General features: G+C 52.0%; 14 protein-coding genes. 5 read left to right on the plus strand and 9 right to left on the minus strand.

Annotation, left to right across the window (positions count from 1 at the left end):
* Positions 1-188 precede the first annotated feature (188 nt).
* Positions 189-4,682 carry a DUF4347 domain-containing protein gene (locus tag QJQ48_RS21185; RefSeq protein ID WP_346293242.1) on the minus strand — a complete coding sequence of 1,498 codons (4,494 nt, stop codon included), beginning with the start codon at positions 4,680-4,682 and terminating at the stop codon, positions 189-191.
* A gap of 630 nt (positions 4,683-5,312) precedes the next feature.
* Between QJQ48_RS21185 and aroF the strand changes: the two genes are divergently transcribed.
* A complete protein-coding gene (gene aroF / locus QJQ48_RS21190; protein WP_346293243.1) occupies positions 5,313-6,167 on the plus strand; it encodes a 3-deoxy-7-phosphoheptulonate synthase in 855 nt (284 codons plus the stop codon).
* 450 nt (positions 6,168-6,617) lie between these two features.
* Here the strand turns inward: aroF and QJQ48_RS21195 are convergent, their stop codons facing one another.
* Both QJQ48_RS21195 and QJQ48_RS21200 read right to left on the minus strand, forming a co-directional pair.
* A complete protein-coding gene (locus QJQ48_RS21195; RefSeq protein ID WP_346293244.1) occupies positions 6,618-7,394 on the minus strand; it encodes a uracil-DNA glycosylase family protein in 777 nt (258 codons plus the stop codon).
* Between the two features lie 483 nt (positions 7,395-7,877).
* A complete protein-coding gene (locus QJQ48_RS21200; protein ID WP_346293245.1) occupies positions 7,878-8,969 on the minus strand; it encodes a hypothetical protein in 1,092 nt (363 codons plus the stop codon).
* A gap of 899 nt (positions 8,970-9,868) precedes the next feature.
* Here QJQ48_RS21200 and QJQ48_RS21205 point away from each other — a divergent pair.
* Entirely contained in the window at positions 9,869-10,114 is a 246-nt protein-coding gene (locus QJQ48_RS21205; protein WP_346293246.1) for a hypothetical protein, read from the plus strand.
* Positions 10,115-10,196: 82 nt separating this feature from the next.
* Here QJQ48_RS21205 and QJQ48_RS21210 read toward each other — a convergent pair whose 3' ends face one another.
* The 4 genes from QJQ48_RS21210 to ppsA all read right to left on the minus strand — a co-directional run bounded on the left by QJQ48_RS21210 (position 10,197) and on the right by ppsA (position 15,749).
* Entirely contained in the window at positions 10,197-10,574 is a 378-nt protein-coding gene (locus tag QJQ48_RS21210) for a hypothetical protein (protein WP_346293247.1), read from the minus strand.
* A 174-nt stretch (positions 10,575-10,748) separates the two neighbouring features.
* Positions 10,749-11,618, minus strand: a complete 870-nt coding sequence (locus QJQ48_RS21215; protein ID WP_346293248.1) for a PRC-barrel domain-containing protein — start codon at positions 11,616-11,618, stop codon at positions 10,749-10,751.
* A gap of 86 nt (positions 11,619-11,704) precedes the next feature.
* Positions 11,705-13,216: a cryptochrome/photolyase family protein gene (locus QJQ48_RS21220; protein WP_346293249.1), complete on the minus strand. Its 1,512-nt coding sequence runs from the start codon at positions 13,214-13,216 to the stop codon at positions 11,705-11,707.
* Between the two features lie 148 nt (positions 13,217-13,364).
* Positions 13,365-15,749 (minus strand): phosphoenolpyruvate synthase, encoded by a 2,385-nt coding sequence (gene ppsA / locus QJQ48_RS21225; protein ID WP_346293250.1) that lies wholly within the window; start codon positions 15,747-15,749, stop codon positions 13,365-13,367.
* 653 nt (positions 15,750-16,402) lie between these two features.
* Between ppsA and pfkB the strand changes: the two genes are divergently transcribed.
* Complete coding sequence (pfkB, locus tag QJQ48_RS21230; RefSeq protein WP_346293251.1) at positions 16,403-17,344, plus strand: 1-phosphofructokinase; 942 nt, start codon at positions 16,403-16,405, stop codon at positions 17,342-17,344.
* Between the two features lie 273 nt (positions 17,345-17,617).
* Here the strand turns inward: pfkB and QJQ48_RS21235 are convergent, their stop codons facing one another.
* Positions 17,618-21,535, minus strand: coding sequence for a PAS domain S-box protein (locus tag QJQ48_RS21235; RefSeq protein ID WP_346293252.1), 3,918 nt, complete (start codon positions 21,533-21,535; stop codon positions 17,618-17,620).
* Between the two features lie 630 nt (positions 21,536-22,165).
* On the opposite strand from QJQ48_RS21235, the gene QJQ48_RS21240 reads away from it, so the two are divergent.
* Entirely contained in the window at positions 22,166-22,459 is a 294-nt protein-coding gene (locus tag QJQ48_RS21240) for a hypothetical protein (protein ID WP_346293253.1), read from the plus strand.
* Between the two features lie 89 nt (positions 22,460-22,548).
* On the opposite strand, the gene QJQ48_RS21245 is transcribed toward QJQ48_RS21240, so the two are convergent.
* A complete protein-coding gene (locus QJQ48_RS21245; RefSeq protein WP_346293254.1) occupies positions 22,549-23,112 on the minus strand; it encodes a TetR/AcrR family transcriptional regulator in 564 nt (187 codons plus the stop codon).
* A gap of 24 nt (positions 23,113-23,136) precedes the next feature.
* On the opposite strand from QJQ48_RS21245, the gene QJQ48_RS21250 reads away from it, so the two are divergent.
* Positions 23,137-23,622: an ester cyclase gene (locus QJQ48_RS21250; RefSeq protein WP_346293255.1), complete on the plus strand. Its 486-nt coding sequence runs from the start codon at positions 23,137-23,139 to the stop codon at positions 23,620-23,622.
* Positions 23,623-23,789 lie beyond the last annotated feature (167 nt).

A 23,789-nucleotide genomic window follows, 5' to 3' on the forward strand; every position in this document is an offset into this window, starting at 1 on the left:
ACCCTTTCGCAATTGGCTGGACCACTACGTCGATGACGTGATGGAGACTGCCTGCGGCTTGCATAACTTCCGCCTGACACACCGAGCAAAGCCAGGTCGTCTAGTGGGTCAAGCCGCTTGACCCCGAACGGTGAGAGGATATGGTGACTTCAACCGATTCCTTTCTTATTTCCGATAAAGTCTTGTCCCTAGACTGCTAGACTGGCAATCTCGTTGCTGCCAAGCGCTCGACCATAAAGTCGCACATCATCAATCTGACCGGCAAAGTAGGTGTTTGCATCCGGGTTATAGCCGATTTGCAGAGGTGATAGATCTTGGGTGAGCTGAGGAGCATCGCTCAGGCGAGTGCTGGCCTGTAAAACGCCGTCAACATAGAGCTGCAGATCACCCGTGTTGCTGTTGTAGCTAGCGGCATAGTGATGCCAAGCCGTTAGGTCAAAGTTGGCTAGGGTTGACAAGTCGAATTCGACTGTCCGCCAGTTACCGCCCTTCTGGCTTTCCACAAAGCCAAATTCTAACCGCTGCGTTCCAGCGATAGAAGTGAGTCTAAACCCGTCTCCTTTGTTGAGCAGCACGTTATCAGCATTCCAAGTGGCTGTATCGCTCTTGACCCAGCTAGCTAAGGTCATTTGCTGACTCGGCGAAACAAAATTAGCAACTTCCACGGACTGACTGCTACCGTCCAAAATTAGAGACTGTCCGCCTGCAGCAGCGTCGCTAGAGAATCCGGCCCCACCGGCTAAGGTGCCATCGTGACCATAGGGAGAACTATCGGTGGCCGTGCCCTCAAAGTTCCAATGCCCCCACAGCTCATCCCCAAAAGCGTAGGCAGTATAGGCATCTGCCAGGTTAAACGTACTCGTCGTCCGAGTCACGCCGTTACGAGTCTCGCTAGCCAGTAGCTCAAAACCGCCGCCATAGGTGCCCGCCACAGAGAAAGAGGCATCCACCGTGACAAAGCGGGGATTGCTGGCATTTGAGAAGCCGCCGCCAGCGTGGAAAGTACCGAGCAGCTCAGTTGAGCCACCGTTAATGGTTTTGATGACGGTGCCGGGATCTTCGGTTTTTAAGCCTAGGATCCAAACTTGGCTGTTGTCGTTGAGCACTTTGGCTTGAATGTTAGGATCTGCCTGCGTGTCTCCTTCAATGTTGAGCTGGCGGGCCCAAACGTTTTGGTTACGGAAGGTGGAAGCCGCGCCTACGCTGTCATTGATAAATACGTCTCCCGGCGCATCAATGCCCGGTGCATAGGCAAAGCCATTGAGATTATTGAGAATCAAGGTGCGATCGCTGGCATGTTCTATTCTGCCAAGTCCCTCTAGCTGCTCAATCACAATTGGCTCAGAAGTGCCGTCTGCTACGCGAACAACGCCATTGGCACCGGCTTCCAGCAGCGCCCCCACGCCGATAAAGCGCACCACGTTGCCTCGCAGTTCTAAAGCGCTGTCTAAAGCCCATTCGCCCTGAGGGATATAAATCGTGCTAGCCCCAGAGTCGATCGCCGCCTGAATCGCAGCAGTATCGTCTAGCAAATCGTTAGGAATACCGCTGGGAACGCCATTAACTTCAGTCACATGCAGGTGGGGGCTACTCCAGTTGCTAAAGTCAGAATCCCAGGGAATAACGGGTGCATCTTGCACAGGCAGATTCAGCATCCGATCGGGCGAGTCAAACAGCTCAAAAGCAGCGCCAGAACGATTTTTACCTGATCCGTTAGCCAAATATTCCTCGATATACCCCGGCAAAACATCTGGGTTGCCTCGACCGTAGGTAACAACATTATCTAGAGCTAGCTCATAGCCAGAGGTTTGCGTATTGCTGACGTACATTGACTTTTGCGTCACAATCGCCGCCACGTCGCTGGCCGCTCCGATGCCTGTCAGTACAGAGTCTGTCAGCACAAAACCGGCCTCGCCATCATTGCGAATGGCGGTAACAGCATTCGTGCTTTTGACGTCGCGGGCAAAGACTCGCTGCGAGCTGGTATTCCACCAGCCGTAGACGTTTTGATTGGTCAGCGTAATATCTTCAAAGGTCTGACTAGCGGTGGGCCAGCGGGTCATAATACCGTAATCAAAACCGTCTACGGTCAGTCCTTCTACAAATAGCGGCCCGATAGCATCGTCAAAGGCCATATCTAAGCCAATATTGCCCTGGCCATCCTCTGACAGAATTGTTACATCTTTGACCGTTCCCTGATTGTTGGCCCAGAACTGCAGACCTTTGGCATTCGGCTTATTGCTGCCAATGCTGAGGGTCATATTACGGACTGCGTTGTTGAAGCGATCGGCTGTTGTGCCTTGAACGCCGCCATTCTGGATAATGGCACCGGCAAAGTCCGGGTCAAGGCTATCCATTAGCCGAAGTACAGTTCCAGCCTGGCTCTGACCTTGGAAAATAGCACGCTTTTCAGAACCGCCTAGGGTCAGCGTATTGCTGATGTCATAGACGCCATTCTGAAAATAAAAGACATAGTTTTGACCGGCATTTTCGTTGAGGGCTTGTTGAATAGCCGCCGTATCGTCTAGGCCATCATCGGGAATGGCACCATAGGACAGCACGTTGACTACGCCGGCGTCATCTGGAAAGACAATATTGTCTGCGATCGCGGTACTAGGCGGTTCGAGCAGTCCAGCTAGCGCCTGAATTTCTGTATCACTTAGGGCCTGGTTGAAAAGTCGCGCATCGGCAATGCGGCCATCAAAGGTACGGGTGCCGCTGCCAGACAGCGTGCCCGTGTGGAAGCGGGCGCCGCCATTGATACCCCCAATACCAATATCATCACCGTGAGACCACAGCCTTGATCCTGCCCCCACACCAAACTGGGTTCCATCTAGATAGGCTTTGAACACGTCAGCCTGGACGCTGTTCGATTGTGGATCAGAGGCCAATACCAAAGCCACATGGTGCCATTCACCCGTCTGAATGCTATCCGTAGACAAGTATGTGCCTGACCAGCCGCTTTCAGCCATATTCCAGCCACCGACGTAGAGCTGGCCGCTGTCTAGATAAACATTGAGACCGCGCGTACCGCCACCCTCTTCGTAAATTACCTGTTTGCGATTGGCGCTGGCGGCATCATCGGCCTGAAACCAAATTGAAACTGTCCGCTGATCAAAACTGCCGATGTTGATATCCTGCGAGTCAGCAACCGCCACATAATCATCAATGCCATCTAAATCAACAGCTCCGGCTAGAGAAGTACCTGTATCGACAAAAATGGCACCATTACGCAGCGTGCCGGAATTGTCTAGGCCGCTGGTTGATGTATCGCTGGCCTGAGTGCCCGTAGTCTCGTCAAATTTAAGCTGCATGACCGCCGGAGGAATATCGGCTGGTGGCGTTGGCGGCGGCGTTGGCGGCGGCGTTGGCACTGTCGGTGGCGTAGCGGCCAGGGCAAGGGTGTCTATTTCAGACTCGTCAAGCACTCGATTGTAAATGCGGAGGTCGGCAATTTCTCCGGCAAAGCTATTGACGGCTGTTCCGCCGACATCCCCACTGTGGAACTGGGTGGCGTTGTTAACAGAGCCGACCCCAATCAGCCCGGCTCGCTGCCAGAGCTGTGAGCCTTCTCCCTCCCCAAAGAGGGTTCCGTCCAAGTAAGCCTTGAAGGCTCCTGGCTGCACGTTTGTGACATCGGCAGCCGCGTCTAAGACCAGGGTGACGTGGTGCCAGGTGTCATTGCTAATTGCATCTGTAGATAGGTAAGTACCTGCCCAGTTGCTCTCGTTTTCATTCCAGCCGCCGACATAAAGCTGGTTGTCATGCACATAAATATTGAGGCCGCGAGCGCCACCGCCCTCTTCGTAAATTACCTGCTTTTGGCTGGCGATAGATTTGTCGTTGACTTTGAACCAGGTAGAGATGGTGCGCTGGGGATGGCTGCCCAAGTTGATATCGCTAGAGTTAGCAATGTCTACATAATCATTGATGCCATCGAGAGCGATCGCTCCGGCCAGTGGCGTATTGCTGTTTACAAAGCTAGCGCCATTCACTAATGTACCGGCGTTGCTAGCGCCGTTGGGGGAGGTGTCAGCTGCCTGAGTGCCGCTGGTTTCATCAAAGGTGAGATGGGCTACGAGGGCTTCAGTAGAGACGCTGCTGAAGCTGCCAGCGTAGGTTTGCCGCATTGCACTGGTAAAGGCGATCGCCGCTTCGATATGGCCTGTGGTTGTCTCTAAAGTCCAGTCTCCGCCTAAAGCCGCGCTGCCAGTCAGATCTGTAGAGGCCGCTACATCAGCGCCGGTCAGGTGGCTCAGCTGCTGCACAAATGCCTGTCCGGCTGCGCCTTGGGCTACGTCGCAGCCATAGAGCAGAATATCGGCTGTGTCGGTCAGGGCGCTGGCCCAGCCTGCTAGCTGATCGCCATATCGGGATAGGGCATTGAGATCAATATCGGCATTTCCCAGCGAGAGGCTACCGGCCTGACCATGAGAAACGATGTGCAGGCTGGCCACATTTTGGCGATCGCGCAGAACTTCGCTAATTTGGGCAAGGCTGTCGCGCTCGGCTGTGAGCAAAACAACTTCGGTGGTTGCTGCCGCGCCTGCAACTAGCTGTTCATACTGCTCAACAGCGGCATCAATAAAGACAAGATGCTGATTTGGACTAGGTGATAGCTCTAACGGATGAGTTGGAAAAGCGATCGCAGAGGGTTCCAAGGTCGAGACAAGACTTTCCACAGTTTGTCGATTCCTTTGAGTGAGCAACAGACGATTTAGATGCGATGACGGTTTTTCAACCCTGAGGTTATTTCAGTAATTTCACCCAGTTGGGTTAGCTCTCTAAGCTTTGTATTTTATCAAGTCCCATTAGGTACATTCTGATACCGAAAATCTTCTTCAAGATAGAAAGAAGTTTTCCGGATGTTTTGCAAGATTCGGTAAATCTATATTTAATTTTGATGAAGCGGGTGTGGCTAATAGCGACCTATTCCCCTAGCGGGTAGTTGACGTTGAAGAGAATCCCCTGTTACTTTGAAATCATCTAAAGAGTTTTTCCGATGCTAAAAGCTGCTCGCCGATTTTATTTTTGGTTTTTTACGGAGGTTCACGAGGGGTGACGCCACATCGTCGTATGCCTTCTTGTGAACCGCAGAGCTGCCTCTGCGGTTTTTGCTTTATTAGGATCTAATTAGCTCAGCTCGTCCTATGACTACCTACAGCCTTCACAACTGGTTTTTTAGCTACTTTTACACCGGGAGCCGCTCCGGGTAAAAACGCCATGTGCGCTTTTTTGACCCCGGAGCTGCTACAGGCTTCGGGGTTTTTAACGCTCTTATTTCTGTTCATCACCCAACTTCAAGGATTTTCATGAAAGACGCAAAACTGATCGCTAAATCTCATATTGCTCACCAAAGCCTAATTGAGCTGCCCAATGGCGTCACCGTGGGCGGTGATGAACTGCTCATTGTGGGGGGACCCTGCACGGTTGAGAGCTTAGAACAGATGGAGCAGGTGGCAACCCGACTGGCCTTAGGCCCAGTGCAGGCGCTGAGAGGCGGCGTTTTCAAGCCCCGCACTTCCCCCTATTCGTTTCAAGGGATGGGAGAGGCGGGGCTGACTATTTTGGACGATGTGCGGCGGCGCTTTCAGATACCCGTGGTGACTGAGGTAATGGCGATCGCCCAGATTGAGGCGGTTGCAGCTCACGCGGATGTCTTGCAGGTGGGTAGCCGCAATATGCAAAACTTCGATCTGCTGAAGGCATTGGGCGCAGTTCAGCAGCCTATTCTCCTGAAGCGGGGGCTGGCAGCGACCGTGGAGGAGTTTGTGATGGCAGCTGAGTACATTGTCAGTCACGGCAATCCCCATGTCATGCTGTGCGAGCGGGGAATTCGCAGCTTCGATAACTACACCCGCAATGTCCTAGATTTGGGTGCGGTGGTAGGGCTGAAGCAGATGACCCATTTGCCTGTGATTGTCGATCCTAGCCATGCCGCTGGGAAGCGCGAGCTGGTGCCGAACTTGGCTAAAGCGGCGATCGCCGCTGGCGCAGATGGCCTAATTATTGAGTGCCATCCTGAGCCAGAGAAGTCGGTTTCTGATGCGCGTCAGGCCCTGTCTCTGGAAGAGATGGTGGCGCTGGTGCACAGCCTACGACCGATTGCGGCAGCAGTTGGGCGACGGGTACCGGCCTTGAACCAGCCTGAACTGGCGATCGCTTAAGAAATTCACGCTGGGGCGGGCCTCGCCCGCCTAAGACAATTCGCTCAGCTGTCCTCGAAGCTAGCCAACGGGCTTGGAAGGGAAATAATATTTTCGGACAAGGTGAACTGGGAGCAGAAAGGGCTTTGCTGTTGGGTTTCGTACCTCAACCCCAATCTACTGCGATGGGCAATCGTACTGTCTAATTGATGTCACCACCATGAGCCAACTTTTGAGCAACCGCCACAATTGATTGTCTGTGAAGACGACTGCAAGATCTGTGAGCGGAGCCAACTTAACGTTCTTGCTCAGCAGTTATCGAAACCTTCATGAATTCACAAGAAGCTCCGAGTCAATCCGCTTTCAGAGACAACGTTCCCGGTCAGCGGTTGCAATAATCTTCAACTCAGCACCAGCAGTATTCTTCAATCCGCTGCACCGGGGTTGTTAGCTGGCATATCGATAAGCCACTTATGAATCCATTAAAACATCACCGATTTTTTGCTTCCAAAAACTAATGCGATTTTCCCGCGTTGCTGGTTGTCCCATCAGTTCACGCCACTTACCATTGTTGGCACCACTAGGATGAGGAAATTCTAGATAATTAACATTCAACTTGAGTGACCCGAGTGTTCTACTGGCAACTTTTCCCCATGTAATGACGACAGGGGACTTGAAAATTTCTAACTCAGTTCTTAAAACATCTGCAAATCGCGGATAATCTTTCCTGCTTAGAGGAATCGCCTTATCTTCATCAGCTTCACTAACCCAGACTTTAAAGATATCTGTAAGATAAACTCTATACCCCTCATCCAACAAAACCTTAATCAAATCGAAATAGAGCCTTGTATTACGTAGTTTTTCCCGGCAAATCTTCAAATGCATCGCATATGGTGTTGCAATTCCAATATCTTCTATCCTCTTTTTACTTTTTCGCAAAGGATCTTGACCTAAAACAGTAATTGTCTTTTTATTGGAACAATTATCGTTCTTTTCAAGCAAACTGGGGATATCAACCCCGACTACGAGAGCTTCGCTGTAGCGTTCCTGAAAATCCAGATCATTGGAACGAAATATAGTTCGGGGGAGCCTGATTTCAGGAGGATAGTCTTCAAGATTAAACTCCTGTCTCATGGTGTCATACATGGTTATATATTTTTCTTTAGGAATATCGAGTATTTCCGACATTGCCTGATGAAGCAAATCAAACTCTTTATTTTTAAATTCTGAAAAGAGATATTCTGCCATTTCAAGAAAATATACTTTGGCTGTTTTTATATTTCGGGCGTATTTTGCCTAGTCAACCACTCTTTATATAATTCTAAGCTAGGGCCTACCGAGACACCCGACTTTTGAAGTCGAAGATTAACGCGATCACTTAATTCCTGAAGTTGCTCCATCCAGGGCAATAGCCCGACACCTGCTTGCATTCTAAATTCTAAGAGTCCATCTCCCCATGTCAGCATTTCTAGGTGTTGGTATAGCCTTTCTACACTTTCAGTGCAACTTGCAGAGATTCTGTAAACTTCTTGCATTTCTTCATCTGTAAGCTTGAAGTGTATGACCATGAAATCTCCAGGAAATAGCAAGTGTGCAACAGAGTAGGACAGAGACAGCTAACGACCCCGTTCACCCGCCGCTAGCAACCTCTCGAACTCAACGAAGAGAACTTTGTACGGTCGGTGTGCAACGGGCTTGTTATGCCGCGACTGCTTAAAGCCTGAAATTTCACTACACAACCTCCTCAATGTCCACCCCCTTAACAAAAGTTGGCATCTCAGGAGAGATCGGTGCTTCTTTGGCAATTCTGCAAGCTAAAGACATCATGTTCCCAACAGAGTACAAACAATATTCAAGAGCATCAGGGGCAGAATCATCATCTTGTTTAGAAGCCTCAATCCACTCAGACACGGTTTCAAATGGAGAGCCTTTCGAGCGAACTTGCTTAATTGAGAATGGATTAGACGGAATTGGAAAATAGATTGAAGGCAGGTTTCCTAAGTTTCTATTAGGAAGAAACCGTCTGACAACAAATTCCTTTCTTGTTGCTTGTCCTAAAGGTACATAGTGAACAACTAAATCTCGGTAAGCAGACAGCTTAGCCAACCAACCGTCTTCACCTTCATTGGTTATTTCACAAAGTTCAGAAGCTATGGAATTATCCGTGATTTTGGCTTTAACTATCTGTTTTCTCAAGGAAGTCATCGATCGAATTCGATCGCCTGTGTTGAGAGAGATTTTGAGTACAAAATTCGCAATAAACTCTGCCAAATAATCCCGAAGAGTGCATAACTCTCTCAGAAGATCATGAGTTTCTAAATAGATAGAAAATGAATTTAATGTTTCAATCTTACCAGGGGAAAACTGCTGCTGTTCGCACAAAGACCAAAGCTCAACGTTATATGCCTCCGATAATTGCCGAAGCCTTAAATTACAAGCTCTCATTTCAAAAACAATTCGACTACAAATATCCATTAATTCAATCTTTTCTGCCTTGAAAGCAGCATTAGCTAACCAACTCCACTTATTCTCTGCATTAAGAGAGGTATCTTTGTTTTCTTGATTTGCGTGGAATGGATACCACGTGGGTGGGTAGTATCCCTGTGCTTGTTGAGAGGTTTCATAGTAGTCAATTCCAACAATCTTGAATCCTAACGAGATTAAAGCCCACGGTAAATCGTGATACCTATCTATTGAAAAAGTTGGTATAGGATCGTTGCTACCAAGAGGAATAACGACTTCTGATCCTGGCTTGTTAGCGGCTCTCAGTCCACCTATTAAATGAACCATGCGAGTAACGTTATACCACTGCCCCTCAATCATGAATTGCCTCTAGCAAAGTTTTTGTGAAGATTGTTTTCACCATCATAGCTTTGCCCTCAATAAACCATGTTGGCATGTCGCAAAGACCAGCGAGTTTTCCTCACCAACAACTTTCCGGTGAACTAACGCTGAATGCTAACCGCTGACTTTGCGGTTGCGTCCTCACCGAAAACTCAGCGGCATAACTCTTAATTAGAGGGAAAGTTTCCACCTAAGATCCCTATACGGGTAAATAGGTGGAAATACTTCTGCCTAAGATCCTGTTTTGGGTGGATAGATGGAATTATGTCCACCTAAGATCTCCATACGGGTAAATAGGTGGAATGATTCAGCATAATTATTTCCTGATCTAGAGCCAAACGTGTCTAAGGTTGTTCATCAATAATTTATTAATTGCTTGCAAGTCAGCTGCGTTAGGTTTCGCAGACTCAGCGCCAACTTACGCAAACACAAAGATCGGCTAAAAACAGAATGTGTCAGGCGCTAAGACATTTTCTATTGACGCCGATCGCCCAATATTCTAAACTTGCTCATTAAGCTGTAGCAGTCCAAACGTTGCAGCTTGTTCACACAGACTCAAAAACCTAGCGGCCCCTGAAGGTGGAGCAAACACCAACAGGAGCCTAAACCCCCCAAACTGGGACGCAGTTCGGGACGGTCTAGGGGTGATTTTACCCTTAGCCACCCTACTTTGCGCTGCAATCTTGTGGGGTGGCTATGTTTTTGGGTTCTGGGATTAAGGGAAAGGCAGAAGAAAAGGCAGAAGTTAGAAGGCAAAGGGCAGAAATTAAGCGGTGGGGTGATAGAGGCCGAGGGCCTTTCATTTCATCGTTCTGCCTTCATCCTTCATCTGCTTCCGCCTTTCCCTCCCAGACTCAAACCCAAAAAAGGAAAAAATCATGTTTCAAGAAAATCATGTCAGCGATCGCCCGTCCTGCGCGATCGCCCCGCCCGTGCATGAGTCAGCCGACTCTGGCGATCAGGTGCGCATTCTCATGTATGGCCCCTGGCCCTGCATCCGGCTAGAGATCCACCGCCTGCACGTGCTGGGCTACGCCGAAGCCACTGCCTGGAGCCAGCCCATGCCCACCGATCGCCCCAATGAGGTGAAGGTGATCTTGACTAAGCGGTGTCGGCTAAGTTAAGCCTCTAGTCGCTGACTGTCGCCTGTCTCTTCACGTGAGGCAGCGGCAGTTTCTTTTAGCCCTTGCTGAGCGGAGGGCGCGTTTATTCAGGACGGATCAGAACCCAGGCTTCGCTGTCAGGCTGGCGCTGGAGATAGACTTCAAAGGGGCTGTCTTGCTCCGTCAGGGTTCGGTTGGGAAACTCAACTTTGGCGCTGTAGGTGCCGTTTACCTGATAGGCCGAGGTTTGCGAGAGGCGCACTACCTGACGGCGATCGATACTGACATCGCTGATTTTAATTTTAGGCAGCTCAGTCTGCCGGGGCGCCAGCTGCTGCAATAAATTCTGCTGAATTTGCTGAGCCTGCAGGGCGATCGCCTGCTGCACAACAGCTTTTGTTGGGCCTTCTTGCCAAAAGCTACAGGCGCTCAAGCACAAAATACAGCTGACTAAAACGACAAAACGCCAAACACGGGGCATAGATTCTTGCTCAGTAGAAACAGAAAGGGGAAAAGCCCTTTCCCTATTGACCCCCAAGGGCTGACGATTGACAAGACCTGAAATCGCCGCAGCCCACATCCGGCTTTGGCAGCGTTGAACCCAAACCTAGAACTCAAAAGGCTACCGTTCGTCTTGCCTTGCCTATTTTCTAGCTCAGAGCAGTTCTGTGCGATCTTCGTCCTCTTCGTCCTCCGGCCAGGTTTCTAGCGGGGTGATGTCGATCGTTTTGTCCGCATCGGTTTTGTCCAGTCTGCGATCGCGCGGCTCATTGCCTGGCTGCCACCGATCTTTGAACTGGGAAAACGTTTTCTGAAAGCGACCGCTCAGCTCCTGCGTCTTTTCCTGAAACTGACTCTGGGTGCCGCTGAAGCGCTCCTTAGCCTTTTCAGCTAGCTGCTGAGTGCGGCTTTGCACCTGATCTGCGATCGCCTGGGTATTTTCTACCGCTGAATGCCAGTCCTGCTGGGTTTGATGGTAATCCTGCCGGAAAAAGTCAGCCGCTTCCCCGGCGTGATGCTCTAGCCCTTCAGTCACCTGTACCGCTGCGGCCACGGCCTGATCTGTCACCATCACCCGTTTGCGTCCGGCACTGACGATGCTGCTAGGACTGAGACTATAGACCCCTTCAGTAATACTTTGCAGCCCTTCCTTAGTGAACCAGTAGGCGGCGATCGCCCCTGATTCTGGATCAATGCAGTAATCCACCAGATGTCCCACGCGATCGCCCGCATCGCTCCACACCTCTAGCCCCATCATCGGCTGGGCCTCGGCAAGGTCTGTGCCGGCGCTCCCCTGCAGCCGCACCAAGACGCTGTCTTTGCCAATGGTCTGCATCTGTACCCAGGCGATCGTCTGCTTGTTACGCCCTAGAAAGCCTGACTTGCTCACGAGTCCCTCTACCTGGTGCGACTTGGGGTTGACCAACAGGCGATCGACATGGCCCACTTCCTCAGTCGTGTCATAGTCAATCACTAAACGGCCTAAAAGCTGGCTCTGTCGTAACGGTTCAGTCGTTTCAGTCATGGCGTGTCTCCCAGGGAGCGGATCTATTTCTATGGTACCGAGGCGGCAGCGAGATGAGACAAGGGAGCACGTGTCCTCCGATCGCCTCATTCCCCCTGCTCTTGCCACCACTCCTTGGCCCGCTGCCGGATCTCGGCTAGCTCCGCTGGGGCCATCTTGTCGAGATGGGCTAGCAGAAAGTTCATCCGGCCTTGAGATTTGAGCTTATCGCGGTGACGCGCCATAAAGTCCCAGTAAAAGAAGTTAAACGGACAGGCGTTATCGCCAGTGCGATCGCGGTGATTGTACTGACAGCCCTTGCAGTAGTCGCTCATGCGGTTGACGTAGTTAGCAGAGGCAGCATAGGGTTTAGAGGCTAATACGCCGCCGTCGGCAAAGAGGCCCATGCCAATCACATTGGTCTGCATCACCCAGTCGTAAGCATCCACGAAAGCGGCGTGAAACCAGTCTTCCACGGCCTGAGGCGACAGTCCGGCAATCAGAGCAAAGTTGCTGAGAATCATCAGGCGCTGAATGTGATGGGCATAGCCCGTCCGCCGCACCTGGTCGAGACTTTGATGCAGGCAGTTCATGGGCGTGTCGGCAGTCCAGAAAAATTCGGGCAGTGGCTGCTGATGCTCAAACCAGTTGCGCTGAGGATAGTCGGCTGGAACGTGATGATAAATGCCGCGCATGTATTCCCGCCAGCCTAAGATTTGGCGAATTAAACCCTCAACGCTGTTGAGCGGCAGGTCTGAGTCATCATAAAAAGCCTGCTCTACCGCCTCTATCACTTCCAAGGGATGCAGCAGCCCTAGGTTCAAGTAAGGCGACAGCATAGCGTGCCACAGAGTTTCTTCCCCAGTGACCATCGCATCCTGATAGGGACCAAAGGTTGCCAGCCGCTCTGTGAGAAAGTAGGCCAATACCTGCTGGGCCTGCTGCCGGGTCACGCCCCAGCGAAACGGTTTGGCAGCGCCAAAGGTGGGAGTGTCTAGGTTTTCGACAGTTTCAATCACCTCTAGGGTGATCTGATCTGGCTCGAACCAGAGGGGCGCAGGCGGCTGGATGTCGCCTTTGGGCGGCTGGCGATTGGCTTTGTCAAAGTTCCACTGGCCGCCAACGGGATCTTTACCCTCCATCAGCACATCTAAGCGCTGGCGACCTTCCCGGTAAAAGCTCTCCATTAGCAGGCTTTTGCGCTTTTCTGCCCACTGCTGAAAGTCCGCCACCGGCCAGAGAAACAGGTTGTTGGGCAGGCGCTCTAGGGAACAGGGCAGCTCTAGGGCATCGAGATACTGGGCAAAGGGGCGATCGCTCGGCTCCATTAGCTGCAGCGTGGTGATGTTGTTAGCTTTTATCCACTGCTGCAGAGGCATTGCAAAATCGTCAGCGATTTCGTAAGTGACGGGCCAACCGGCTTGCCGCAGCGCAGCGGCAAAGTGGCGCATTGCCGACCAAACTAAAATCAGCTTTTGAGCGTGGTAGCGCCGCGTCTGCACGTGACGCCGCGACTCGATGAGAATGACCGGAGTTTCTGAGCGGCGGTCTTGACGGCTGTGTAAAGCCGCCTGATCCGGCCAGAGCTGATCGCCAAGGATCCAGATGCCAAGAGTCATGCGTATTTTGAAGCTGGGTTTACTTTCTCTTGTATCACCTGTAGCCTGGCAGCGAATCCTAAAATTGGCCTATTAGCTCCGCCGGGCCTGATCAGACATCTACTGCCTGAACCAAGCCCTATGCCCTCTAAAAATCGGGAACAGCTCATTAGCCGCTGGCTTCTTTATCGGCTACCAGCCGCTTCACCTGTACCACGCTATCTGGATTGAGAGACATAGAGTCAATTCCCGCTTTCACCAGAAAAGCAGCAAATTCAGGCTTATCGCTGGGACCCTGACCGCAGATGCCTACCTTGCGGTTGTGCCGATGAGCCGCTTCAATCACCTGGGTAATGGCAAGCTGCACGGCTTCATCAGTTTCATCAAACAGCTCGGCTAGGTCGCTAGAGTCGCGATCGACGCCTAACACGAGCTGGGTCAGGTCATTGGAGCCAATGGAAAAGCCGTCAAAGCGTTCGGCAAACTGATCGGCCAGCAGCACGTTTGAGGGAATTTCGCACATGACGTAGATCTGCAAATTGTGCTCGCCCTGTTTGAGGCCGTTTTCTGCCAGCACCTGCAGCACCCGATCGGCCTCAGAGATCTTACGGCAGAAGGGCACCATGACAATCACGTTGTCAAAGCCCATGACTTCCCGCACCCGCTTGAGGGCCTGACATTCTAGGGCAAAGCCTGCTTTGTAGCGATCGCTGTAATACCTGGCCGCCCCGCGAAAGCCCAGCATTGGGTTCGCTTCTTCGTGCTCAAACTCCCGCCCGCCAATTAGATCGGCGTACTCATTGGTCTTGAAATCGCTCAGCCGCACAATGACGGGATGGGGATGCTGAGAAGCGGCGATTTTGCCGATGCCGTGGGAGAGAATATCGACAAAATATTCGCGCTTATCGCTGTAGCCCTTAGTCATGTCGCGGATTGTCTTCCAGGCATCCCGGTCTTCCAGGTGGTCGTAGTTGACCAGCGCCATTGGGTGAATTTTCACCAGGTTGTTGATCACAAACTCCATCCGGGCTAGGCCAATGCCCTCTGCTGGGAGCTGCCACCAGTTGAAGGCGGCAGACGGGCTGGCGATATTCATCATGATTTGGGTGCGAGTGCTGGGGACATCGTTGAGATCCACGTCCACCGCCTCAAATTCGAGCTGACCTTCGTAGATATTGCCCTGATCCCCTTCAGCACAGGAAATCGTTACTTCTTGGTCACTCTGGAGGGTGCGGCTGCCGTCTCCGGTGCCCACAATCGCCGGAATCCCCAGCTCCCGGCTGACAATAGCCGCGTGACAGGTGCGGCCGCCGTAGTCGGTAACGATGCCCGCCACCCGCTTCATCACCGGCACCCAGTCCGGGTCGGTCATTTCGGTGACTAGGATGCTGCCGTCTTCAACCTGATCGATGTCCTGGGTGCTGAGGACGCGGCAGACTTTACCCGCCGCGATCGCGTCCCCAATACTCAGCCCGGTCAAAATTGGTTCAGGCCGCTCCTTGAGCTTGTAGGTCTTGAGCATTCCGGCTGTCCGCTGGGACTGCACCGTTTCCGGGCGGGCCTGCACAATAAACAGCTCCCCGCTATTGCCATCTTTGGCCCATTCCATGTCCATCGGACAGCCATAGTGATTTTCAATCAGCACCGCCCACCGGGCTAGCTGCAAAATTTCGTCGTCGTTGAGCACAAAGGCTTGACGCTCTTTGCCGGAGGTATCGACGGTCTTAATCGTGTCTTTGCTATTGTCGTCGGTATAAATTATCTTTTTGGCCTTGGTGCCCTTGGTCTTTTCCACGATGGGCCGGAATCCCTCTTTCAGCAGCGGCTTGAAGATGGTGAACTGATCGGGGGTCACCGACCCCTGCACCACCGCTTCCCCCAGCCCCCACGACCCGGTCAGCAGTACCGTATGGGGAAATCCGGTTTCGGTGTCAATTGAGAACATCACCCCGGCACAGGCTTTGTCCGATCGCACCATTTTCTGCACCCCCACCGACAGGGCGACTTCCATGTGGTCAAAGCCCTTCTCTACCCGGTAGCTGATGGCCCGGTTGGTAAAGAGAGAGGCGTAGCAGCGACGGCAGGCATTGAGCACTTCCGTTTCGCCAGTCACGTTTAAGAAAGATTCTTGCTGTCCGGCAAAGCTGGCATCGGGCAGATCTTCGGCAGTGGCGCTGCTGCGGACGGCGGTGTCCACTTCATCGACCTGATAGCGGCGGCTGAGTTCCTGATAAGCCTGGCGAATATTGGCTTCTAGGTCTTCAGGAAACTCGGCGTTGTGAAACAATCGCCGGATGGCTTTACCCGTTTTGGCTAAAGACTGCTTTTCTTGGGCAAAAGCCTGCAGCTGATCGCGGATTTGCCCCTCTAGGTCATTGGCGGCCACAAAGGCGCGGTAGGCGGTCGCCGTGAGGGCAAACCCATCCGGCACGCGGATATCCTGAGATTTTAGCTGGCTGACCAGCTCCCCCAAAGAGGCATTTTTACCGCCAACCCGCTCCACGTCCTGATTGTTGACAGTGTCAAACCATAAAATATAGTCTGCTTGATCCATGATTTATCTCTCTAAAAAATAGCAATTCAGTTATTTTTTGCTGTTCTAACTTCGCTTTCCTAACTATGAATAAATATCAATCAATTAACTTAGATTCCATAATTTATATAACTTCTATTTATCAGTTCAAAGCCCATTCAACCTTTACCCAGCTGATTCAATAGCTAATTCAACAATTTATTAGTAAATTTATTAGTAAGTGACTCCCAAACCCTCAGTTTTGCGATCGCTTGTTGCCATCTATATCTGCATCTGTCACAAGGCATATTTTTGGATTGAGCAAATTTTCTAGCGAATGACTCAGCCTATATTTAGGCTATATGCGGCTGCAGCAGAAAATCATTGTCGCTGAATCCTAATTCTTTTAGAATCCTTCAACAGCCTAACGCGACACCTCTACTGATGGCACACCTTCTTAACTTTTTATCCACTGAGAATAGATGAGCTTTTTAATACAAACTGTTAAGCGAAGTATGAAGTTTTTCAAAAATAAAAATTGATTTTTTCTTTAGGCTTCAACAATAAAGTTAGGAATATTCGTAGCGATCGCCCAGGAATTGATTTAGCTGTTTGAGTCACTTTTTTGTTTTGGTCAACTCACAATTGATAAACCGATTGAAGAACAAATATGATTCGTTTGAGGTGCGCGCCCTATGAGCGATCGCATTGTCACAGTCACCCTTAACCCGGCGATCGATCATACGGCAGGGGTGCCCAGTTTCCAGCTTGATGCCGTCAACCGGGTCACCTGGGCGCAGGCCGATGCGGGAGGTAAAGGAGTCAATGTCGCCTCCTTTTTGGCTGAAGCGGGGGCGTCAGTCAGCGTCACGGGCTGTCTAGGCGCGGAAAATTTGGAGCTATTCGAGCAGCTATTTGCCCGCAAAGAGCTACAAGATCACTTTATTCGGCTCCCTGGCAAAACCCGCGTCAACATCAAGCTGGTGGACGAGGCCCAAGGTCAAATTACCGACGTTAACTTTCCAGGGCTGGTCGTTGATCGAGCCGGACTGCAGCAGGTGCAAAGTGTCCTGCAAAAGCTGGCTCTGACTCATGACTGGTTTGTCTTTGCTGGCAGTTTGCCTGCTGGCCTGCCGACTACCACCTATCACGACCTGATTGCGACTCTCAAATCGCAGAACAAAGCCGTCGTCCTAGACACCAGCGGCGAGGCCCTGCGTCAGGCGCTGCCGACCCAGCCGGATCTGATCAAGCCCAATATTGCTGAGCTAGAAGCCCTCCTGGGTGAAACTCTAACAAACCATGCAGCCATTATTACCGCTGCCCGCCAGCTAGTCGGGGCCGGTATTCAACATGTTGTCGTTTCGATGGGAGCAGACGGAGCGCTATTTATCAACGAGCATCAGGCAATTCACGCTCAGGCCCCAGCCCCGGAGATTAAAAGCACGGTGGGGGCGGGAGATGCCATGATCGCGGGTATGGTTCTGGGTCTGAGCCGAGGAGAAACCCTAGCCGACTGCGCCACCCTAGCAACGGCTTTCTCAGTAGGTGCCTTGGGTCAGATTGGGCCGCGACTGCCCGATCTGGCAGAAATTGAGGCGCTGCGGTGCAGCGTTCGGCTCAAGCACCTGACCTGAGCAGACAAACCTAATTATTTTTAGGCTGGGTCAAGCCCGTTGGGCCTGGCTGCGCTTAAGCGATCGCGTAATACCAATTTTGCAAACTAGCGCTACAAATCGGTACCCCACCGCCTGCGGCTCCTCCCCTTATCAAGGGGAGGTTGGGAGGGGTCTATCTGTAGCGGTAAAACCGAGAATCGGTATAACCCATGCGGGGCTGGGTTTTGTTCTTCAACCCCAACCCACATTGACTCATGTTTAACTTCACTTACCAACTTGATCGCTTCAGTCCTAATTTTTGGGGGATGAACGCCTGACGAGTTCAGCGATCGCCTGGGCCAGCGCTAAAGGCTCCAGCGGTTTGGCAATGTGGCGCTGAAAGCCGCTGGCGATCGCCTGCTGCAAGTCTTCCTCACGGGCATAGGCCGTCAGCGCGATCGCGGGTAGAGTGCCGCCCGCTTCCGGGGGCAAAGCCCGCACCTGTCGCATCAGGGCATAGCCATCTACCTCCGGCATGCCAATATCGCTGACCAGTACGTCAGGCCGAATTGTCTGTAAGCTCTCGATGGCCTCAACCGCTGAGGAGACAATCTTCACCTCGGCTCCATACTGGGCTAGCTGCATCACAAGTAGTTCGCGGGCGTCGGCTTCATCATCAACGACTAGCACCTGAATGCCAGTTAAATCCGCTGTTTGGGGGGGAGCCGAATCAGCCTGAAATTGATCAACCATGTCTGCGGGCAGAGGTAAACGAACGGTAAAAGTGGCTCCCAGATCTAGGCCTGGGCTGCTCGCAGAAATCGTGCCGCCATGCGCTTCAACTAGCTGACGAACAATAGCCAGTCCCAATCCTAAACCGCCATACTGCCGCGTGATAGAAAAATCTTCTTGGCGGAAAGATTCAAAAATGTAGGGCAAGAAATCGTGGCTGATGCCCTTGCCTGTATCGCGTACCGTAATTTGAGCCTGATTATCGACCACCTCCAATAAGATATCCACTTGCCCCTGACGCGGCGTAAACTTGATGGCGTTAGAGAGTAGGTTCCAAACAATCTGCTGTAGTCGGCCTGCATCTCCGGCCACTGGGCCAATATCCGGTAAAACCGTCTTGATAGTAATGGTTTTGGCCAGGGCTGCTGCCATCAGCGTTTCAATTGCCGCCTCGATGACAGGTGCTAGGTTGACAGCGGCTATGGTCAGGCTGAGCTTACCGCGCAAAATCTTAGCAATGTCTAGCAGATCGTCGATGAGCTGAGTCTGGAGCTTGGTGTTGCGCTCAATCGTTTCGAGGGCTTTAGCGGTCTTGGCTTCGTCTAGCTTACGAGTCTGGAGCAGGTGAGTCCAGCCTAGGATGGGATTGAGCGGCGATCGCAGCTCATGGGACAGCACCGCTAAAAACTCGTCTTTGATCCGGTTAGCGCGTTCAGCTTCTTCCCGCGCCGCCTGTTCTCGCTGCAGCATCTGCTCTCGCTCAGCCTCGGCCTGCTTTTGCTCAGTAATATCAAGGACGATGCCAGTGAAGCGCTGCGGCGTCCCCGCAGCATCGAAATAAACCTGTCCTTTCGCCGCTATCCAGCGCTCTACCTGATCTTGAACGCCAATGACCCGATACTCCGCATCAAAGTCTCCCTTGCTGTCTGGATTGAGCGCCCACTGCACAATCTGCTCCATGCGATCGCGATCTTCAGGGTGCAGGCCGTGATAGTAAATCTCAATGTTTACTTCGGCATCGGCAGGCAAACCAAACATAGCCTTGCAGCCTGCATCCCAGATTAGCTCGTCCGTTACCAGGTTCCAGTCCCAGGTGCCCAATCGAGCCGCCTCAACCGCCATCCGCAGGCGATCTTCGCTCTGCTGCAGTTTGACTTGAGCCTGTTGGCCTGCGGCGGCGAGCTGCGTTTTCTGGCTAATATCAACGGCGGCCCCCGTAATGCCAATAATCGCATTGTTCTCGTCTCGCAGGGGATCTACCGTCAGGTCATAGTAGGCAATTTGCTTCCCTCTGACAACTTCCACCTCTTCTCGCAGACTCTCTCCGGTTTTAATCACCCGTCGCTTCAGCTCGGTGAGATAAGCCGCACTTTGAGGCGACACCAAATCGGCATCTTGTTGCCCCATTACTTCTGGGGTGGCATAGCGATGGGTGGGATTGTAAATCCAGGTGTAGCGCAGGTCGAGATCCTGATTAAACAGAGTAATAGGCGCACTTCTTAGCGTAATTTTGAGCCGCTCGGAGGTCTGCTGCAGGTCCATTTCCGCCTGCCTTAGATCGGTGACATCAGTGTTGGTGCCAAACCAGCGCAGGACTCGGCCTTGCTCATCGCAGATAGGAACGGCCCGCGAGAGAAACCAGCGGTACTGACCGTCTTTGCCCCTAAGCGGAAATGTATCCTCCCAGGCTTCTCCTGACTCAACGTGTCGACGAAACTTGGCGGTGACCTCTTCCACATAGTCAGGATGGTGCACCTGCTGCCAGCCCCAGCCCTGCATTTCCGCTAAGGTTGTGCCGGTGTAGTCGAACCAGCGCCGGTTGTACCAAAAAATCCAGCCCGACTCATTCGCCATCCAGGTGAACTGGGAAATATTGTCGGCTAGCGTCCGAAAACGCTCCTCGCTCTCCTTCAGTGCCACTTCGCTCTGTTTGCGATCGCTAATGTCAACCACTGAGCCAATGTAGCCCTGAAACTCGCCCTCCTGGCTGAACCGAGGACTGGCCGCATCAATTGTCCAGCGATATTCACCGTCCTGATGGCGCAGGCGGTACTCCAGCCGAAAAGACTCATTTTGCTTATTCGCATCGCGGAAAAGCTTTTCCGCCAGCTCCCGATCTTCTGGATGTACGGCTGTCAGCCAGCCAAAGCCCAAGCCGGTGGCCTCAGTCTGGCCGGTAAAGGCGTACCAGCCTTGACTCAGGTAGGTGCAATAGCCAGTGGCATCTGTTACCCAGATCATCATGGGAGCGCTGTCTGCTAGCTGGCGGAAGTAGGCTTCGCTCTGAAGCAGGGAGGTTTCGATTTGTTTGCGATCGCGGATATCAATAGCAAACGCGACGTGCTCATCCGGATGGCCCAGCCACCGCACAGCACTGATCCAAATCGGCACGCGCGTCCCATCGCGGCGCAGAATTTCTTTTTCTTCAGCAACGATGGCCTCTTCTTGCCGGAGCTGATCCATTGCCTGCTGCGTGCTCTCCATCAGCTCCGGGGGCGTAAAGTCACGCCAGTTCATGCCGTTTTGCTCAAATTCGGCTCGCGTATAGCCATGCAGCTCCAGCATGGCATCGTTGATCACCTTCACTTCACCGCTAGCTGTGCCAATACCAATGCCAATGGGAGCCTGCTGAATGAGCTGCTGCAGTCGGCTTTGCTCTTGCTGGAGGCTAGCAGCCGTTTGACTGAGATTCAGTTCTAGGTGCTTGCGTGCGGTAATGTCGCGCCAGGAGGCGACAAAGCCATCTCGCAGCTTGGCCGCCCGTAAATCAAAGGCCCGGACTAGGCGCTGCTGGCCAAAAAAGTCGTCGTAGACCAGCGAATCTTTGATCAAGGGTTCTCCAGTTTCGACCACCTGACAGTAAGCGGCAAATAAACCCGAAGTGCGATGGGCAGGCAGCAGCTCGCAGAGATTCTGGCCCACCTGGGCTGACCTGGGCATTTGATTGGCTTCCCAGGCGGCCCGGTTGAGATAGTCAATGCGAAAATCTGTGATCTGACCGCTGCGATCGCGGATAGCCGAAAAAATGCCGCAGCAGTCTACCATGTTCTCGACTAGGGCATAGAACTGCTCTTGGCTCCAGCGTTCAGCTCGCTGCTGAGCCACGGCCTCAATTGCCATTTGCAGCGATCGCTGTAGGCGCTCAGGCGTCACTTTGTCGGCAGCTAAATAGTCGGTCGCCCCCGCCTTGAGAGCCTGCACCGCCGTCTCTACCGCGCCCGCCCCCTGATCAATCACCACGATGGGCGGACAGCGATCGCCAAGCTGCTGAAGCTGGCTGATGGCCTCAAGACTGAGAGCATGGGCCGCTAACCTTAAAATGACGGCATCAATCCGCTGCTGCTGGCATCGCTCTAGCGCCCGATCGCCGTCTGGCTCGGTCAAAATTTGGTATGCGATTGGGCTTGCTTGTAGCCAATACTCGGCGCAGCTATTTTCCTGTCCCGCCGAAACCTCAACAAAAAGGACAGTGCGGTGAAGCTTTTTTAACATATTCATCAAGCAGCAAATGCTCAGAGCCGTCAGCCGCCCCTTGCTCTAAAGCTAGCTTTGAAGCAGGCGTCAAAAATTCCTCTATTCCTGTGCTGAAAGCTACCGCCATACTTAACCTAAATTGTTAGCTTTTAGACCACTTAGCCGCGAAACAGCAACCTAGAGGTGTAGTGTAATCCCTAAAGTGCCCAGATCACCTTCATCATATAGCGATCGCCAAAAGTTCTGGAATCTACCTTAAGAGGGAAGACTGCGAGCTAACCCTCATTTTCACAGCCTTAGGGACTGGCGAATTTTCCGCGCAGGTGGCGGATGAAGCCCTTTTTCCCGCCGATGAGGATGAGGCTGGGCGGCGTGTGGCTGACTGTATTAGCGTAACAAACTTAACTTGCGCTGGGGCCTTAGATGGGGTAGATTTTGGAGCTATAGCTGTCTGCGTGCAGCTTGACTATCACCCAAAAATTTGGTCGTACGGTGCCGAAAGTTGCTGCAACAATCTTCCGACACCTGACCCCTTCGACAGATTGCGGCTGTCTCGGAGGCTAGAGTAATTATTACTCAGGCCGTCCCGAACTGCTATGTCTTGGGTCGGCCTTATTTTTGGGCTTCCTTACCCGATTCCGGAGGAATCCCAAAATGCTGTTTTATATCCACCCCAATCTCCCGGATTTGACCAATCTGGGAGATACAGAACCCGTACGTTTGCACATTCCCCGCGCCCAACCGGAGCGGGAGCGATTGCGCCACCTGATTATGGGGTCGCAGGACGGCGTGCGATCGACGATTCATGCCTTGCACAAGCTGAACTACGCCGATCAGGGTCTGTGGAGTGATCTGATCACGATTCCGCCCGCTGGCATTCTGCTGACGCCGGAGCAGGGCGAGGTGCTGAGCTACCTGGTGCGCTATCGATCGCTACGTGATCGGTAGGCTGGGCAAAGCCCAGCGTGCCCATCATCCGCGCAATGTGACGGAGATGGGCACGGTTGATAACCTTTGCCCATCTCTACGAGGCTGAACTACAAATCTTGGCGTGTGAGAATACTATGCTGAAGTCTTATTTCAACTAATCTCTCTTCCTGATTGCTACGAGTACCAATAGTGAATTCACCAACTAGCGAGTAATAGACCATACGAGCACGCACGAGAGCATTAAAAGGGGAAAAGCCAATCTCTAAAAACAGAGACTGCGTATATTTCAGGCGGCGCTGATCAACTTGTTCTAGTATCTTTGCAACTCTCGCATCGTTGACAGCCCAGGCACGAATAGCATTTTCTATTTGCCCATTATCTTGCACAGCCAGTTCAAACAGATACAGTAACTTGGCTGAGGCATCTCCTTCTATTGCTTCTACCTGCCCGATAATGCTGTTGGTTTGGCGGTCAATCCAGGCTTGTAAAACAGCCTCTAGAAGTTCTTCGCGGTTTTTAAAGTGCCAGTAGAAGCTTCCCTTCGTCACGTGCAACTGCTTAGCTAAAGGCTCTACCCGTACAGCTCCAATCCCGCTTTCTGCTAAAACGCTCAGTCCTAAAGCGATCCAGTCTTGTCGGCTAAGAGAAACAGCATCTTTTTCTTTGACCATACGGCAGCGTATTGACATGGGTGAATGCAAGCATTAGTCTATCTCCATACGCCTTCGTATGGAAAAGCCGTCATGTTCAGTCAAACTGAAGACAATAAAGCAATTGCTCTTGATTTTGCCCGGGCCGGTTGGGGCACCAATCACGACTGGCAACTGGTTTGGGATCGAATAATGTCTGAGAATGTGATTTATCACTTCAACAGCAGTGCGGCGCCAATTGTGGGTTTGGCAGCCAACAAAGCGTTCAATGCCGAGCTATTTCAGGGATTTCCAGACGCCCATCAAACAATTGAAGATGTGGTTGCTGAAGGGAATAAGGTAGTTTATCGCACAACTTTTCAAGGAACTCATACAGGTGAGTTTTTAGGGACAGCCGCGACAGGGCGTTCGGTGCAGGTCAACGACTTTACCCTATTGCATATAGCAGACAGAAAAATTTTAGAGTGGTGGTACGAATGCAACTTGCTTGAAGTTTTACAGCAGCTTGGTCTAGTCTCATCTCAAAGCTGAAGCTGATACACGCTCTAACCCGGTATTGGCACGACCTTCCTGATTAATGAATCCCTGTCGCTGGGGCTCGTTTTCTCGGCTACAGACGGCTAAAGTAGATTGCCGCCAGCACGATCAGACCCAGCAGCGCCAGCGGCACCCAAAGTTTAGAAAGCTCAATCATCTTT

Source organism: Sphaerothrix gracilis Ecp01 (assembly GCF_030405905.1).
Classification (GTDB): Bacteria; Cyanobacteriota; Cyanobacteriia; order Phormidesmidales; family Phormidesmidaceae; genus Sphaerothrix; species Sphaerothrix gracilis.

What these genes read in the sequence shown, in the direction of transcription:
- aroF (WP_346293243.1), top strand. Translation starts at nt 5,313, where the DNA reads ATGAAAGACGCAAAACTGATCGCTAAATCTCATATTGCTCACCAAAGC.
- QJQ48_RS21195 (WP_346293244.1), bottom strand. Translation starts at nt 7,394, where the DNA reads ATGGCAGAATATCTCTTTTCAGAATTTAAAAATAAAGAGTTTGATTTG.
- QJQ48_RS21200 (WP_346293245.1), bottom strand. Translation starts at nt 8,969, where the DNA reads ATGATTGAGGGGCAGTGGTATAACGTTACTCGCATGGTTCATTTAATA.
- QJQ48_RS21205 (WP_346293246.1), top strand. Translation starts at nt 9,869, where the DNA reads ATGTTTCAAGAAAATCATGTCAGCGATCGCCCGTCCTGCGCGATCGCC.
- QJQ48_RS21210 (WP_346293247.1), bottom strand. Translation starts at nt 10,574, where the DNA reads ATGCCCCGTGTTTGGCGTTTTGTCGTTTTAGTCAGCTGTATTTTGTGC.
- QJQ48_RS21215 (WP_346293248.1), bottom strand. Translation starts at nt 11,618, where the DNA reads ATGACTGAAACGACTGAACCGTTACGACAGAGCCAGCTTTTAGGCCGT.
- QJQ48_RS21220 (WP_346293249.1), bottom strand. Translation starts at nt 13,216, where the DNA reads ATGACTCTTGGCATCTGGATCCTTGGCGATCAGCTCTGGCCGGATCAG.
- ppsA (WP_346293250.1), bottom strand. Translation starts at nt 15,749, where the DNA reads ATGGATCAAGCAGACTATATTTTATGGTTTGACACTGTCAACAATCAG.
- pfkB (WP_346293251.1), top strand. Translation starts at nt 16,403, where the DNA reads ATGAGCGATCGCATTGTCACAGTCACCCTTAACCCGGCGATCGATCAT.
- QJQ48_RS21235 (WP_346293252.1), bottom strand. Translation starts at nt 21,535, where the DNA reads ATGAATATGTTAAAAAAGCTTCACCGCACTGTCCTTTTTGTTGAGGTT.
- QJQ48_RS21240 (WP_346293253.1), top strand. Translation starts at nt 22,166, where the DNA reads ATGCTGTTTTATATCCACCCCAATCTCCCGGATTTGACCAATCTGGGA.
- QJQ48_RS21245 (WP_346293254.1), bottom strand. Translation starts at nt 23,112, where the DNA reads ATGGTCAAAGAAAAAGATGCTGTTTCTCTTAGCCGACAAGACTGGATC.
- QJQ48_RS21250 (WP_346293255.1), top strand. Translation starts at nt 23,137, where the DNA reads ATGCAAGCATTAGTCTATCTCCATACGCCTTCGTATGGAAAAGCCGTC.